Below are 15,116 nucleotides of genomic sequence, written 5' to 3'. Positions count from 1 at the left end.
GTTTCTGAAGCGCGTTTCATTCGGGAATTTCTCGAGGGGTTACCATGGAGGAGGTGCAAGTGGACGCGGCTTTCAAGCCATTGCTTGAACTGCAGATGGAGATGGCAACCCTGGTGGCGGACTGGTCGCATTGCGACCAATGCGCCGCTTATGTGGCCCGCATGGTCAGCCACGATCGCCACGATCCCATCCGCCATGCCAACCTGCTTTCGGCAGCCTTGAACGAACTCTTCGAGATGTCGTTCCACACCAGAGAGAGCGACGGTGCTCTTACCTGCCGCTTCTATCGAAACGGCCCGACCGAGCGGATCGAATTGACCTTTCCCTGCTCGGCCGAGCAATGCAACTCATATGAGGCGATCGTCAAGCGCATCGGAAACGGCCAGGCGCTTACGAACTATCTCGATGTCATCACCGATGATGCCGCGCGTGCCGAGCATGCGATCCTTTTAGGCCTTGCCGTCAATTACGATGCCAATATCGAGCTGTCCGGTCAGGATAGAGGAATGATGACTTTCGTGGTGGATCTCGCGCTCGAAAGGCTACTCAATTGAGCAACCTCTCCGTTAGCCGTTTCACGGCGCAATTCGATGCCAATAATCAGGAATTCTCCCTGTCGGGAGTCCTCAGACCGCACTCGGTTGCCGAGCTTGCTGATGATCTCGCCCTGCTACGCAACGGCATCGAGACGGTGAACGGCGTCTGCTACATCAATCTGAAGCGCGTCACCCACATGAACAATACGGCGTTCCGTGCCCTGACGCATGTCCTTCTCGATGCCACGCGGTCGAGGCCGGATCTCAAACTGACAGTCATCGCCTCGAGCGTCGTTGCATGGGCATCGCGACTGTTTCGCCATTTGAGCGATCTGTCGCCCAACATCATCGTAGAGATCTACGATTCCGCCTTCTATCCCGGACAGACCTTCGTAGAGAACCAGAGCTTCATCCCGATCCTCCGAACCCAGACGAAAATGACCTGGCGGCACGAGCGCGAGATATTGCCGCGGCACGGCCTTCGCGAGGGTTTGCATGTTGCCGACATCTGTTGCGGCATCGGCGATTTCGCCATGCTGCTGCGAAAGGATTTCAAACCGGCGCGGATCGTTGCCCTCGACCATTCGGTGCCCAGCCTGGAATATGCCCGCAAAGTCGCTGATGATTTCGACGTCCAGGACATCGAATATACCTATGGCGATGCATCCCAGATGCTGTTCGACAGCGACCAGTTCGATTTCGTGACTTGCCGGCATTCACTGCAGATCTTCGACCGCCCGGATGTTCTGCTTCGGGAGCTCTATCGCATCTGCAAGCCGGGCGGCAGGGTCTACATCACCAACGAGAAGAACTCCCATTGTCTTGGCGAGCCCAGAGCCGACAGCATCCAATGGACCTATAACGAGGTCGCGAAGCTATTCGCTCACTTCGATATGGATGTCGAAATGGGTCCCAAGGGCCGCCGCATGCTGCTGGATGCCGGCTTCAAGGATGTGCGGATGGAAAGCTTCATGGTCACCAATCTCGATGGCGATCCCCAGGATTTCGCCGACATCATCACGGCATGGCAGAATGTCTATGCCGATGAAATGGCGGTCAGAAGAGGGGATTCGGCCGCATTTATCGAGCGGTTCAAGCAAGGTTTTGCCGATCATATTTTTGCCGCGCTCCATCCAAGAGGCTATGCCGGCTGGCCGATCTGGGCTTCTTCGGGACAGAAACCGCTATGACAGACGCGCCAATCGCCAAGCAACGGCTGGGCCTACGCTCCTTTCGCGCCAAATTTCTGCTCGTCGTCGGAGGAGCCGTTCTCTTCGACCTGCTCGTCAGCGGCGGCCTCGCGCTGTGGAACGTCCAGCGTCTTTCGCGCAATGCCACGACGGAGGTAGGACAAGGCCTTGAGAAAGCGAGCCAGGATTACATCGGCTCCTATGCGGATTCGACCGCTGCAGAAGCCGGTTTGCTGATCGACCAGGTCCATTCCGATGTGAAGGCGCTGGCGGGCGTGCTGCAGGGGCAGATCGACAATCCGACAAGGAGCGGCGATGTCGGCGCCGCCATGAGCAAGGCTTCTCCAGGCGCTGTAACGGTGACCTACGATCCGACCGGCCAATGGGCGCAAAACCTACCCGGAACGCCCTCGGTCGTCAGCGTCTGGGGTTACCTGCTGGACAAGGATCACCGCCCCCTGCCTCAGGTACAGGCCGACATTGAATGGAGCGCCGTGCTTGATCTGGTCGCCCCTTCCCTGCTGCATAATGGCGCCTCGAAGCTTCAGATGTATTATATCGGCCCAAGGGAACGTCCGATTTTCCGGACCGCGCCCTATACGACGCAGGCCCAGACGTTCGACCGGCTCTATCCCGGCCACAACAGTTCTGATTTTTGGACATTCTTCTTTCCCGGCCTCTACGAATCCTGGCAGCAATGGGCCTCCAACCCGTCATCGCGCCCTGTTGCCGATTATATCACCCAGACGGCTCCCTATACCGACGCCATCACCGGCAAGCTGATCGTCAGCTTTTTTCATCCGCTCTGGACGCCGGATCGGCATCATGTAGCCGGTGCGGCCGGCGCCGATATCACGCTCACACAACTTGCCGAAATCGTTGAGCATGTGAAAGTCGCCCAGACCGGGTTCGGCTTCCTCGCCATGTCGAATGGCAATGTCGTCGCAATCAATCCCGTGGGCGAGAAGGTCATCGGCTTGCGCGCCGCCAACGATGCTGCCGCCAAGGGCGTCACCGGCGTCGATCGATCCCTGCGCAACAGTACGCAAACGGCGATCACCAAGCTGCCGCTCGATGCCGATGGCGTAATTCAACATATCACCCTCAGCGAAGGGGGAGAGGACGTTCCCTACCTCGTGGTCGTCAAGCAATTGCACCCGACCAATCTCTGGGTGGATGGGCCGGTTCAACGCGAAGTCATGTCGCTCGGGATAGTCGTTCCAGAGCGCGAGATCTATGCCTCGCTCATTGCCGCCAAAGATGAGATATCGCGGGCGACCAACCGCATCCTGCTCTACCAGATCATGGCTGTCCTGGTGTCGTTGATGATCGTCACGGCGGCGGTCTTCGCAGCCTCGAAGCGCGTCACCAGCGGCATCAGTGCGCTGGCGAGCGCTGCCAAGCGCATACAGGCAAAGGATTATTCGGTCAGGGTCGATATCTCGACCAGGGACGAGGTGGCCGAGGCCGGCGTTGCATTCAACCGGATGGCAGAGGATATCAGCTTTCACACCGAAAACCTCGAAAAGCTCGTTTCGGACCGAACCAAGGAGATCGAGGCGGCCAAGGAGGAGATTTCGACCCTCAACAACCAGCTGAAAAACGAAAACCTGCGGCTGGGTGCCGAGCTCAATGTCGCCAAGCAAATCCAGCTCATGGTCCTGCCGCGGGCCAAGGAACTGACGGCAATCAAGCATCTGGAAATAGCCGCCTACATGCGCCCGGCCGACGAAGTCGGCGGCGATTACTATGATGTTCTGCAGAACGGAAACAACCTCAAGATCGGCATCGGCGACGTGACTGGCCATGGGCTGGAGAGCGGCGTGCTGATGCTGATGGTGCAATCGATCGCCCGCGCCCTGCAGGAAGCAGGCGAGATGGACCCGGCAAAATTCCTGACCGATCTCAACCGCGCGATCTTCAAGAACATCGAACGGACAAGGACGGATAAGCATCTTACCTTGTCCTTCCTCGACTATGACGGCGAGAGATTGACCATATCGGGCCAGCACGAGGATATGATCATCATTCGCCAGGACGGCAAGGTGGAGCGGATAGACACCGGCGATCTCGGTCTTCCCGTCGGCCTCGAGCCTGACATAGCCCCCTTTATCGATACGCGGCAAATACCCTTCGAAAAAGGCGACATGGTTGTCCTGCATACCGACGGCGTCACCGAAGCGGAAAATTCAAAGGGTGAACTGTTCGGCTTCGATAGGCTTTTGGAGGATGCCCGCCGCCTGCATGGCGGGACTGCGGAAGAAGTCGTCGAGGGCATACTCGACGATTTGATGGCTTACATCGGGACCCATAAGATCCATGACGATATTACCCTTGTGGTGATGCGGCACAGGTGAGGAGATGACAACAGCAACTTTCGGCAAGGAACATCTGGTTTCGTTCGACGGCACCAATGCCCTTCGCATTCGCCTGCTCGACGGCCCCCTTCATCTGGCATGGCGCCATTCGGCCATGACATCCGACTTTATCGCGGAGACGATGGCGCTCGGTTTCCGTGACTCGGAGCGCCAATACAAGACGGTGCGGCACGACATCGGTTATCTGACCAATGAGCTCATCGAAAATTCCATCAAGTTCCGCGCCTCGGGCGAGATCCTTATCGAAGCGCTGAGAGATGCCCATCATTTCAGGATGCGGATCGTGAACCTGATCGACCGTGAAGCGACTGACCGTTTCCAGCAATTATTGCTTAGGGTTACGGCCGGTGATCCCGGCGATCTCCTGATAGAGCAGATCGAGGCAAGCGTTCTTGCCGGCGACGATGCATCCGGGTTAGGACTGTTGACCTTGATGAGCGACTACCAGGTTCAATTGGCCTGGCATTTCGATGAGGATGGTCCGCACAAGCGGATTAGACTGCAAACCTATGCCGCGATGGCGATTTCATCGGCGTGAACCCGCGAGAGGCCTTTATGGAAATCAAAGAAGAAGCATTCCGCGTCTGGTCCGAAGGCAGTACTTTATATTTTGACGGCACCATGCGTCTGGCTGGTCCCGACGCCTATGCGCCGGTCTATGATCTGGCCAGAACGATCCTTCATGGGGGTGGAGGCAAAGCAACTTTCGATCTGACCGGCCTGCAATTCTTGAATTCTTCCGGCATCAACCTGCTTGCCAAACTGACGATAGAGGCACGCAAGCATCCGGATATCCACCTCACCGTCTGTGGCTCCTCGCAAATTCCCTGGCAGATGAAATCGTTGCCAAACCTGAAAAAGCTGCATCCACGCCTGGATTTGCGCCTGACCTAGGCCGCAAACGCTCACGCCGCTGATCCTGGGTGCTCCCTCAGGGTGTCCGAGAGTTCATCCGCTCGGACATTCGGCTTATGGGGATATCCGCCTACAAAATCTCAGATAAGCCACTGCGCTTTTGTCGCTGTTGCGCCGCGCTCGGGCAACGAAAGCTTGCTGGAAAAGAGGCGCGTCGTGGCACAACATATTGCGCGGGTTGTTGGAAACCGGATTTCGGTTAGCTCCCCCTTACGCCTATCGGCCTTTCCGAGCGAGCATAAATTACAATATTCAAAAATATACTCTATCTATCTTCAAATATAAAAGTATATATCAATTTCTGAATAATAATTGACGGATATCCAAATAATTTAACGTATATTATTTTCGTCTTCCGCACTTATACTTGCGCCCATAAAAATGGACAGAATGTAAAACTTCTGCATTCCCTGATAACGACAGCATAGTTAAACATTAGTAAACTATAACTGTAAATTGCAGCAATAATTCCCAGTTGTAAAAGCCTTGCACAGGGGCGGAAGTCTTACTTCGCCCTGAATACTCGGCTGCGTGTCTAAATTACCGGGAGGGTTTGATGGGCATAGCGTTCAAATCTGCAAGTGTAGCTCCAAAAAATACGAAGAGACGTACGATTCTTGTTGCGGGAGGCGCAGGGTTCCTCGGCTCACACCTCTGCGACCGACTTCTGCAGGATGGTCACGAAGTTATCTGCGTGGATGATTTCTCAACCGGGCGGATGGATAATCTATGGCACCTGCTTCGCTACGATACGTTCAGCTTTATCCGCCACGATGTCATAGCGTCCCTCGATCTGCCTGTCAGCGAGATCTACAATCTGGCCTGCCCGGCATCTCCACCGCACTATCAGGCCGATCCGATCCACACGATGAAAACATGCGTTTTCGGCTCGCTCAATCTGCTGGAGCTTGCAGCACTTCACCAAGCGCGCATCTTCCAGGCCTCGACCTCGGAGATCTATGGAGATCCCCTGGTGCATCCGCAGCCGGAGAACTATTGGGGTAACGTCAATTCCTTCGGCCCCCGCTCATGCTACGACGAAGGCAAGCGTTCCGCCGAAACGCTTTTCCGTGACTTTCACGCCCAGCACGGCGTCGACATCAGGATTGCCCGCATTTTCAACACCTATGGGCCGCGCATGCGCCCCGACGACGGCCGCGTCGTTTCCAATTTCATCGTCCAGGCACTGAAGGGCCAGGATATCACCGTCTATGGCGATGGCTCCCAGACGCGCTCGTTCTGCTATGTTGCCGACCTGATCAATGGTTTCGTTCGCCTGATGGCCGACCAAACGTCCATCCATACGCCGGTCAATCTCGGCAATCCGGCGGAATTTACCGTGCGTGATCTTGCCGAACAGGTCATCGCCATCACCGGCTCCAACTCAAAGATCGTCCATAAACCCTTGCCGATCGATGATCCGCGCCAGCGCCGGCCCGACATCACCATCGCAAAACGCGAACTGGGATGGGAACCATCAGTCGCCCTGGCGGATGGGCTCAAGTCCACCATCGCCTACTTCGAACGCCAGCTGGTTCGTCCAAGCAGTGAGCTTTTCGAGGTTGCGTGATGGCCAGGCAAAAAATACTCGTCGTGGGTGGCGCCGGCTTCATCGGCAGCCACACCGCGAAACTTCTCCATCGCCAGGGCTTCGAGCCCGTCGTCTATGACAATCTCTCGACGGGCCACCTGACCTCCGTGCGCTGGGGGCCTTTTGTGGAAGGAGATATTCTCGATACGCCCCGTCTTGTTGAGGCGATCGAGGACCACAGGCCCGCGGCAGTCATACATTTCGCCGCCTCGGCCTATGTCGGCGAGTCCGTCGAAAATCCTGCGAAATACTACACCAACAATGTCAACGGCACGCTGTCGGTTCTGGAGGCATGCCGCCGCACGCAAGCGGATAAGCTGATCTTTTCATCGAGCTGCGCGATCTACGGAATTCCGGCCCGACTGCCGATCCGCGAATGCGAGACGCCTCAACCGATAAATCCCTACGGCAGAACGAAGCTGATTGCCGAATATATGCTTGGCGACTATTCGGCGGCCTACGGGCTTTCCTATGTGGCGCTGCGCTACTTCAACGCCTCTGGCGCCGATCCGGAGCGGGAGCTCGGCGAATGGCATGATCCCGAAACACATCTCATTCCCCGCGCATTGCTGGCGGCAGCCGGCGCGATCGAAACCTTGGAAGTCTATGGCGACGACTACGACACGCCGGATGGCACCTGTGTGCGCGACTATATCCATGTGCTGGATCTTGCCAGGGCGCATGTCCTGGCAGTCGAATATCTGTTGGCTGGCGGCGACAATCTCGCTGTCAATCTGGGGACCGGGCACGGCACGTCGATCAAGGAGATCGTCGGCGCGATCGAGCGCGTTTGCGGGCGCAAGGTTCCTGTCTCCATGCGCAGGCGGCGACCGGGCGATCCGCCTGCCCTTTATGCCGCTTCGGATCTTGCTGCCGAAAAGCTCGGCTTCCGCGCTCTGCATTCGGACATCGAAACGATCATCCGGACCGCAGCTCCCTTCTTCGGGCTGGAGATGCGAGCATGACATCGATCCGGACACGGACTGAAGCAATGAAGGACAGGGCGCTGATGACGCCCATCCTGCAGGGCCGCCAGCGCGCGGAATATATCGTTTGTGCCACCCTGTGGCTTGCGGCACTTGTCTATTTCTGGAGCTGGTGGCTTACGCCCGCACACCATGTCGACCCCATGGGATCGGTCTTGCTGACCCTGGTGCTTGCCTGGGTGACGATCATTCCGGCCTATTTCATCATCGTCTTCTTTCGCGCCGAAAAGCCGACAGGACAATTGCGGCTACCCGCCGGCAGCCGCATCGCCATGGTGGTAACCAAGGCACCATCGGAGCCCTTTGCCGTGGTGGCCCGGACGTTGGGTGCCATGCTGGCACAGGAGGTGCCGCACGACACCTGGCTCGCGGATGAAGATCCGTCACCGTCGACGCTCGATTGGTGCCGCAAGCATGACGTCCAGGTTTCCACCCGGAAGGGACGGGAAGATTATCACCGCCAGACCTGGCCGCGGCGCACCCGCTGCAAAGAAGGCAATCTTGCCTTCTTCTACGATCACTATGGCTATGAAGGCTATGATTACGTCGTGCAGCTCGATGCCGATCACGTGCCCGAACAAGGCTATCTTTTCCAGATGCTTCGCCCTTTCGCCGATCCGGCGGTCGGCTATGTATCCGCGCCAAGCATCTGCGATCAAAATGCCCGTGAAAGCTGGTCTGCACGCGGCCGTCTCTATGCGGAAGCCAGCATGCACGGATCGCTTCAGGCCGGCTTCAATCACGGGCTGTCGCCGCTTTGCATCGGCTCGCACTATGCCGTTCGCACCAAGGCTCTCAAGAGCATTGGTGGGCTGGGGCCAGAGCTGGCGGAAGACCACTCCACCACGCTGATGATGAATGCACATGGCTGGCGTGGCATTCATGCGCTCGATGCCATTGCGCATGGCGATGGCCCACGCACTTTTACCGATCTCATCACCCAGGAGTTTCAGTGGTCGCGCAGCCTGATGATGATCCTGCTGCAATATTCGCCGAACTTGATCAAACGGCTGCCTCTGCGCCTCAAGATACAGTTCCTGTTTTCGCAGCTCTGGTATTCCCTCTTCTCGCTCTTCATGGCGCTGATGTTCATCATGCCGATCATCGCGCTTGGCAGAGGCAAGACCTTCGTCGATGTCTCTTATCCCGACTTCCTGCTGCACTTTGTGCCGCAATCCGTTCTGCTGATCCTCTTCGCTTATCGCTGGCGTAGCACGCATACGTTCAGACCGGTCGATGCCAGGATCTTGAGCTGGGAGATGACATTGTTCCTGTTTGCCCGCTGGCCGTGGGCGCTTGTGGGAGCTTTAGCGGCCATTCGCGATTGGGCGACCGGATCATTCGTGGATTTCCGTGTCACGCCGAAAGGTACGTCGGATGTCGATCCGCTACCGTTCCGGGTCCTTGCACCCTATGCCATGCTCTCTCTCATCTCCATCTTGCCGGTGTTGTCCGTCAGCGCGGAAGAGAGTAGCGGCTTTTATATCTTCGCGACGATGAACGCCGCCATCTACACTTTGCTGCTGCTGGTCATCATCGTCCAGCATGCGCGTGAAAACACGCTCAGCACAAACAAGCGCTTTTATCGGCCGGCGCTCGCCAGCGCTCTGCTTGCTCTGACTGCCCTGCCATTTGTCGGCATCATGGAGCATGGCCGTGCCGGAGTACAATCACTGATTTGGGACACCGACGGCTACGTCTTGTTCGACAACCGCTTTTCGGTGGCGGGCGCAGGAATTGGCGGGCGTGGACTGCACAGAATGGTGCTCAATCCACACTGGCACGTGAGTGACACGGACAACTGAGGTTCATGACGGGAAGGACGCTATTGGCGGGAACGCACATGAAGATAGCTGTTATTGGAACCGGATATGTGGGCTTGGTCAGCGGCACATGCTTCGCCGAATGGGGCAACCGTGTCGTCTGTGTGGACAAGAACGTCGATAGGATCGCCGCTCTTCGTCACGGCAGGATGCCGATCTACGAGCCGGGTCTCGACGAATTGGTGGAACGAAACTATGCCGCAGGACGGCTGGACTTCACCTGCGACATCGCAAAGGCAGTCGAAGGCGCAGCTATCGTCTTCATAGCGATCGCTGCTCTGCCGCATCCAGGCCAAGCAGATGCTGATTTTTCCTTCATCTACCAGACAGCACGCGAGCTTGCTGCGCTTATCTCGACCGATAGCGTTGTGGTGATAAGATCGACGGTGCCGGTCGGAACCGGCGACGCCGTGCACAGGATCATCAGCTCGGCCCGGACGGCAGGCACCTTCGCCGTCGCCTCCAATCCGGAGTTTCTGCGCGAAGGCGTTGCGGTGCACGATTTTCTAGTTCCGGACCGCATCGTTCTCGGTGTGGAGGAAGAGTGGGCCTGCAAGCGGCTTGTCGAGCTCTACGATGTCCCGCTCGAGCGGCAGAATACGCCTGTCATCGTCACGATGCGTCGGACTGCTGAGCTGATCAAGCATGCTGCCAATGCCTTTCTCGCCACGAAGATCACCTTCATCAACGAGCTTGCCGATCTTTGCGAGGAGATGGGCAGCGATGTCGGAGAGTTGGCTCTCGGCATGGGGCTCGACAAGCGCATCGGGGCAAGCCTCCTTGCCGCCGGCCCCGGCTATGGCGGCTCATGCTTCCCCAAAAGCGCGCTCGCACTATTGCAGACGGCGCAGGACCATGGCGTGGCGCTGCGTATCGTCGAAGAAACTCTTGCCGTCAACGAGACGCGCAAGCGGCGCATGGCACGCAAGGTCACCAAGGCACTCGGCGGCGATATTGAAGGCCTGACGATTGCCGTTCTCGGCCTGACCTTCCGGCCCGATACCGATGACATGCGCGATGCGCCGTCCGTGCCGCTCATCGAAACTCTGCAGCGGCTGGGCGGCCACATCCGGGCATATGACCCTGTCGGCATCGAGAATGCGGCAAAGGTCCTCAGCAGCGTCGATTTCTACGAGGACCTCTATGAATGCGCAAGAAATGCGGATGCCGTCGTCGTCATGACGGAATGGGACGCCATCCGAAAGATCGACCTGGCCCAGCTCAAGCAGAAGCTGCGCCAGCCTGTTCTCATAGATCTGCGAAATGCGCTGGACACGGAGGCCGCCCGGCAGATCGGCTTTCGCGTCTGTGCCATAGGCAAGTCGGCAAGCACGCATAGCAGCCTGCGTGACATTGCCAAACGACGAAACCGACAGCGAGCCGTGAAGGCGGCAACGCCAAAGCTCGTCCCAGTCACAATGCGGGAGAAATAATATGGAACCATCAAGGAAGACCTCCCCAGTCCTTGCAGCATCGCTGGCATGTGCGATCGTGCTTGGACTTGCAGCGGGGAGCAATGCGGCCGCAGCCGCGACAACCACCAAGGTGCCTGACGGCGCAAGGCCGATGACGGCAACCGAGCTTTACATGCTCTATCACGACAAAAGCTGGCGGTGGCCCGATGGCGCGGGCCGAATGCAGAATACCGACCGACGGTTTTCAGCCTGGGTCGATGGTACCGGCGGACAGTCCTGGGCCGAGGGCCGCTGGGTCGTGACAGACACCGGCCGCCTATGTCTTGACGCAACCTGGCATGCTGCAAACGGCCAGTTTCCGGCCAAGACGTGCTTCATCCATCGCATTCTCGATGGAACGATCTATCAGAAACGCGAGACTGGCGGAGCATGGTTCGTGTTTCGCCATCCCATCACCAAGAAAACCGATGAGGCGACAAACTTGATCGCCGATGATCTGGTCTCACAACGACTGGAGGCCTTGAAGACCTCTTTGACCGTCCGCAAGACCGAATAGAGGAAGGAGGCAATGCGATGAAAACTCTATCAAAACTAACGACGGCCTTGCTTGCGGCTGGCGCCCTCTGCGGAGGCGTATACGCTGCCAGCAACGGTCTGGACGCGAGGGCCGAGACCCGGCCTCTCTTCAACGACAAAAGGCCGATCATCACACCCCAATCGCTGCCGGCGGGTGCCTATGATCCCAACGGGGACTTTTCCAATGACCCCAATCCGAAGATCGAACACCTCTTCCTGCCTTGGGAAGATGTCGATCTGTCGACGCTGAGCACGGCAGACGATTATGCTCGCAAGCGCGGGCGTTCACTGCTGATTACCATCGAGCCCTGGTCATGGGCCCGCAACTGGCGTGTCACACCGACCGATCTTCTCAACGGAATTCTGGCAGGTCACTACGATGCCAACATGACGGCGATCTGCTCTGCGGCCGCCAAGCTCAATGCGCCCGTCACCATTCGCTGGGCTCAGGAAATGGACGAGAAGAACGGGCAGTTCACCTGGGCCTACTGGAAAGCGGATGATTACGTGAAAGCCTATAGGCACGCCGTCACCGTCTGCCGCAAGAGCCTTCCCACGGCAAAATACATGTGGTCGCCGATGGGCAAGGACGGGCTCGAGGCTTACTATCCCGGGGATTCATTCGTCGACGTCGTCGGGCTGTCGGTCTTCGGTTACCAGCCGTTCGATCAGCACAAGCTCGGGCGGGATTCGACTTTTGTCGAAGCGACCAAACCCGGCTACGATCGTGTGAAGCGCTTCAAGAAACCCATCGTGATCGCGGAATTGGGCTACCAGGGAAATGAGGCCTACGTTCACGCATGGGCCGAAGAAGCCAACAAGCCGCATTCCGAATTCCCTGACCTGCAAGCGGTGGTCTACTTCAACGACCGTGAAGTGTACCCCTGGCCGGATGGTCTGGGCAGGCCGGATTGGCGCGTTGCCACACCGCCCCTCTTGAATTGACCGTGATGATGAAAGGTTGAGGAGAAACACATGTCTTGGTTCCGTTTCATCATCCTGAATGCCATGTTCGCGATGCTGCTGGTCGGCACCGCGAGCGCGGCGACGCAACATCAAATCGATCGCATGACGGCGCGTGCGGCACATCAAGCCATGCCGATGAGCGCCAAGGAACTGAAAAAGCTCTACTCGGGACGTTCCTGGATATGGAAGGACGGGGCCGGCTTCTTTTCTCGTCATCACCGTCGATTTACGGCCTGGTCGCACACGGGCGCTCAAAAATCCTACGCCAAGGGCATCTGGTATGCGACCGATCGCGGTAGGCTCTGCATGAGCGCCGTCTGGTACAGCAAGAAAAGTGCCGCACCCAACGTATCCTGCTTCCTGCATCGCAAGAAGGCCGGGATCATCTATCAGAAACGAGCATCAGGCGGAAAATGGTATGTGTTCCGTCATAATCCGATTAAACACGATGACGAAGTTCTGAAACTGCGGCCGGGCGACTATGTTCGCAGACATTTGCCCGGTTGAAGTCGAATACTAACATAGGGGCTTTTACTTGGATAGCGGGCGGCATGCGTCTCACCTGTTCGTCGAACCGCTATCTGGGAAAGCCCCTATTCTTTGCCGCGCGCACTGCGCGACATTGGCCAGCTCAGCTCAAAATGCGCTGCGATTGTAACAATGCGACGTTCTTCCAAATCCGCTTGGCGTGCAGATATAGGGAGAACCCTTGAAGTAATCTTCGGCGGAAATCGAAGTCGTTTTGGAAAGCGAACTTCCGCTATAGAAGACGACGTTGTTCTTTTGATACTTCTTCATATACAGCTGAACAGTCTTATTCTTTACATGTGCATTCTCGGTAGCATTTGCATTTTCAGCCATGACTACCGAAGATGCAATTGCAAGTATTGACGATAAAAAAACACCAATCCGACGATTGCGAATGGATAGATTGCAAGAGTTTTTCCTAAAACCCATAAGTTACTCTCCTTGACAAGTTTGCTTCGTGTATTTCAGCGGAAAATATTTAAGCGACTTCTATAAATATCTTGAAAATATTAACGAAATCTGCTTAATTTCCCCTCACGGCCTTCGGGCGGGGATCTGCAACAATGCGGCCTGCAGCGGTTATAATTTGGCGCGACATTCCACGGATGCACAGAGCCTTCGCTCAGACATCCACAGACTTCTTTGGTTCGTCGGCCGACATACGCTACAAGCCGGAATTCATGTCCCACGATACCGTGCGGTGGCTTCCTTTACGTCTATCCACTGATCTACGCGCGGTCGGATGGACTCAAATTCGGGCTGTTTTGCGACGTTTGGAGAAAACGGCCAACGACAGGGGCTTGCGTTTTCCGCGCATGGCCCGCTTTTGCGCCGCATTGCTCGACCCCAACGGGTACCGGCGCTTATGCTCGCCTACGGCACGGACGCCGCGAGCTCCATCAGCCAATCCGGCATGCTTTGTCGAAAGGCCACCGCGATGATTTGGAATAAGACCGGGACGACCTCCGAGCAACCAGCCTTTGTCGAACGGCGACGGTGGCCTCGCATCTCCGAGGCTCCGCTCTGCGGCAACGCCACTGACCTGCCGGAGCTGGTCTCGCTGCCATTTTCCACCTCCAACGAGGCTCCAGGTCGGCAATTTTCGGCCTGGAAAGAGCGTATGGCACCACTGATTGACGCTTATCTTCCCGAAAGCGCTCAGGGTGGAGATGGTTTTGCAGCAAGTCAAACCGTCTGGAATCTTGAAGGGGCGCTTCTCATCCAGCAACAAACGCCAGCCTTCAGCTATGAACGCTCTCCGGAGAAAGTCCGCTTCAGCGCCATAGATCATTGGCAAATCACCTTCCTGCGCACCGGCAAGACATGGACCAGCGTCAATGGGCATGTGGTGGAAAACGAGCCTGGCATGATGGAAATCCGGGCGCTGGGCTGCCCGTTTTACGGCCGCACCATTAGCGCGCAATCCGTCTCCCTCATTCTACCTTGCGATCTGTTTGCCGATCACGGCGGGCTGCCCGGAGCAAGCAACAACATTGTCCTGGGGGGCACACGCGTCAAGCTGCTGGCTGACTACATCGCTTTTCTCGAAGCGAACCTCGATCGTTTGACAAGGGACGATCTGCACGGTGTACGCAACCAGCTGCAAGAGATGATATTTCATAGCGTCACGCCGCTGGTGGATGGTCATGCGACCGGCGATCGCAGCTCCGAGATCGGACTGATGACGAAAGCTCGTCGCTTTATCCAGAGCAATCTCGGATCAGCGGATCTAACTCCGGAAGCGTTAAGCCGTGAATTGGCAATCTCCCGAACCAGGCTTTATGAACTGTTCCAGGCATCGGGTGGTGTGTTGAACTACGTGCGCAGAAGACGACTTCTTGCTGCACGCGCAGCACTTGCCGACCTGAGCAATGGTCAGAAAATTGCAGATATCGCCAGCAATCTCGGTTTCGAATCGGCAGCCAACTTCAGCCGAGCCTTCACGCACGAGTTCGGCTACAGCCCAAGCGAAGTCCGCAGGCATACCGGAGAATGCAAGGTGGAGCATATACCACGGATGACGGAGACATCCACCTTCAGCGGCTGGCTTAACACACTCGGCATTTGACCGGTACAAGCTACGCAGCGGCAAGACAGTTCGACACGTTCAGAGAGTGCTGAAGATATATCCGCGGCAATACATGCGGATAGAAGGATGCATGCAGCTCATCAATATTCAGATGTGATGCCATCTACAATCACCGACATCACC

13 protein-coding genes are annotated in these 15,116 nt (G+C 56.9%); all 13 read left to right on the top strand.

Annotation, left to right across the window (positions count from 1 at the left end; translation table 11 throughout):
• The first annotated feature begins 44 nt into the window (after nucleotides 1-44).
• Complete coding sequence (locus ABOK31_RS31750; protein WP_174173731.1) at nucleotides 45-554, top strand: ubiquinone biosynthesis methyltransferase UbiE; 510 nt, start codon at nucleotides 45-47, stop codon at nucleotides 552-554.
• The gene (locus ABOK31_RS31745; RefSeq protein ID WP_349961629.1) at nucleotides 551-1,726 is read left to right on the top strand and encodes a methyltransferase domain-containing protein; all 1,176 of its coding nucleotides are present in this window, start codon (nucleotides 551-553) and stop codon (nucleotides 1,724-1,726) included. Before ABOK31_RS31750 ends, ABOK31_RS31745 begins: the two co-directional genes overlap by 4 nt.
• Complete coding sequence (locus ABOK31_RS31740; RefSeq protein WP_349961627.1) at nucleotides 1,723-4,083, top strand: SpoIIE family protein phosphatase; 2,361 nt, start codon at nucleotides 1,723-1,725, stop codon at nucleotides 4,081-4,083. Before ABOK31_RS31745 ends, ABOK31_RS31740 begins: the two co-directional genes overlap by 4 nt.
• A 4-nt stretch (nucleotides 4,084-4,087) precedes the next feature.
• A complete protein-coding gene (locus ABOK31_RS31735; protein ID WP_349961624.1) occupies nucleotides 4,088-4,642 on the top strand; it encodes an ATP-binding protein in 555 nt (184 codons plus the stop codon).
• A 17-nt stretch (nucleotides 4,643-4,659) separates the two neighbouring features.
• Nucleotides 4,660-4,998, top strand: coding sequence for a hypothetical protein (locus ABOK31_RS31730; RefSeq protein ID WP_075855018.1), 339 nt, complete (start codon nucleotides 4,660-4,662; stop codon nucleotides 4,996-4,998).
• A gap of 577 nt (nucleotides 4,999-5,575) precedes the next feature.
• The gene (locus tag ABOK31_RS31725; RefSeq protein WP_349961622.1) at nucleotides 5,576-6,589 is read left to right on the top strand and encodes a UDP-glucuronic acid decarboxylase family protein; all 1,014 of its coding nucleotides are present in this window, start codon (nucleotides 5,576-5,578) and stop codon (nucleotides 6,587-6,589) included.
• Entirely contained in the window at nucleotides 6,589-7,575 is a 987-nt protein-coding gene (gene galE, locus ABOK31_RS31720) for a UDP-glucose 4-epimerase GalE (RefSeq protein WP_349961620.1), read from the top strand. The genes ABOK31_RS31725 and galE overlap by 1 nt, the downstream gene beginning before the upstream one ends.
• Entirely contained in the window at nucleotides 7,572-9,401 is a 1,830-nt protein-coding gene (locus tag ABOK31_RS31715; RefSeq protein WP_349961618.1) for a glycosyltransferase family 2 protein, read from the top strand. Before galE ends, ABOK31_RS31715 begins: the two co-directional genes overlap by 4 nt.
• 38 nt (nucleotides 9,402-9,439) lie before the next feature.
• Nucleotides 9,440-10,852, top strand: coding sequence for a UDP-glucose/GDP-mannose dehydrogenase family protein (locus ABOK31_RS31710; RefSeq protein WP_349961616.1), 1,413 nt, complete (start codon nucleotides 9,440-9,442; stop codon nucleotides 10,850-10,852).
• 1 nt (nucleotide 10,853) lies between these two features.
• Nucleotides 10,854-11,390, top strand: a complete 537-nt coding sequence (locus ABOK31_RS31705) for a DUF995 domain-containing protein (RefSeq protein ID WP_174173739.1) — start codon at nucleotides 10,854-10,856, stop codon at nucleotides 11,388-11,390.
• Nucleotides 11,391-11,407: 17 nt separating this feature from the next.
• A complete protein-coding gene (locus ABOK31_RS31700; RefSeq protein ID WP_174173740.1) occupies nucleotides 11,408-12,355 on the top strand; it encodes a glycosyl hydrolase in 948 nt (315 codons plus the stop codon).
• Nucleotides 12,356-12,385: 30 nt separating this feature from the next.
• Nucleotides 12,386-12,883 (top strand): DUF995 domain-containing protein, encoded by a 498-nt coding sequence (locus ABOK31_RS31695; protein ID WP_174173741.1) that lies wholly within the window; start codon nucleotides 12,386-12,388, stop codon nucleotides 12,881-12,883.
• A 763-nt stretch (nucleotides 12,884-13,646) separates the two neighbouring features.
• Nucleotides 13,647-14,972, top strand: a complete 1,326-nt coding sequence (locus ABOK31_RS31690; protein ID WP_349961614.1) for an AraC family transcriptional regulator — start codon at nucleotides 13,647-13,649, stop codon at nucleotides 14,970-14,972.
• The last annotated feature ends 144 nt before the right edge of the window (nucleotides 14,973-15,116 follow it).

The sequence above is a fragment of the Rhizobium sp. ZPR4 genome (genome assembly GCF_040215725.1).
In the GTDB taxonomy this organism is placed as follows: Bacteria; Pseudomonadota; Alphaproteobacteria; order Rhizobiales; family Rhizobiaceae; genus Rhizobium; species Rhizobium rhizogenes_D.
This window is presented reverse-complemented; position numbering and strand designations above follow the sequence as displayed.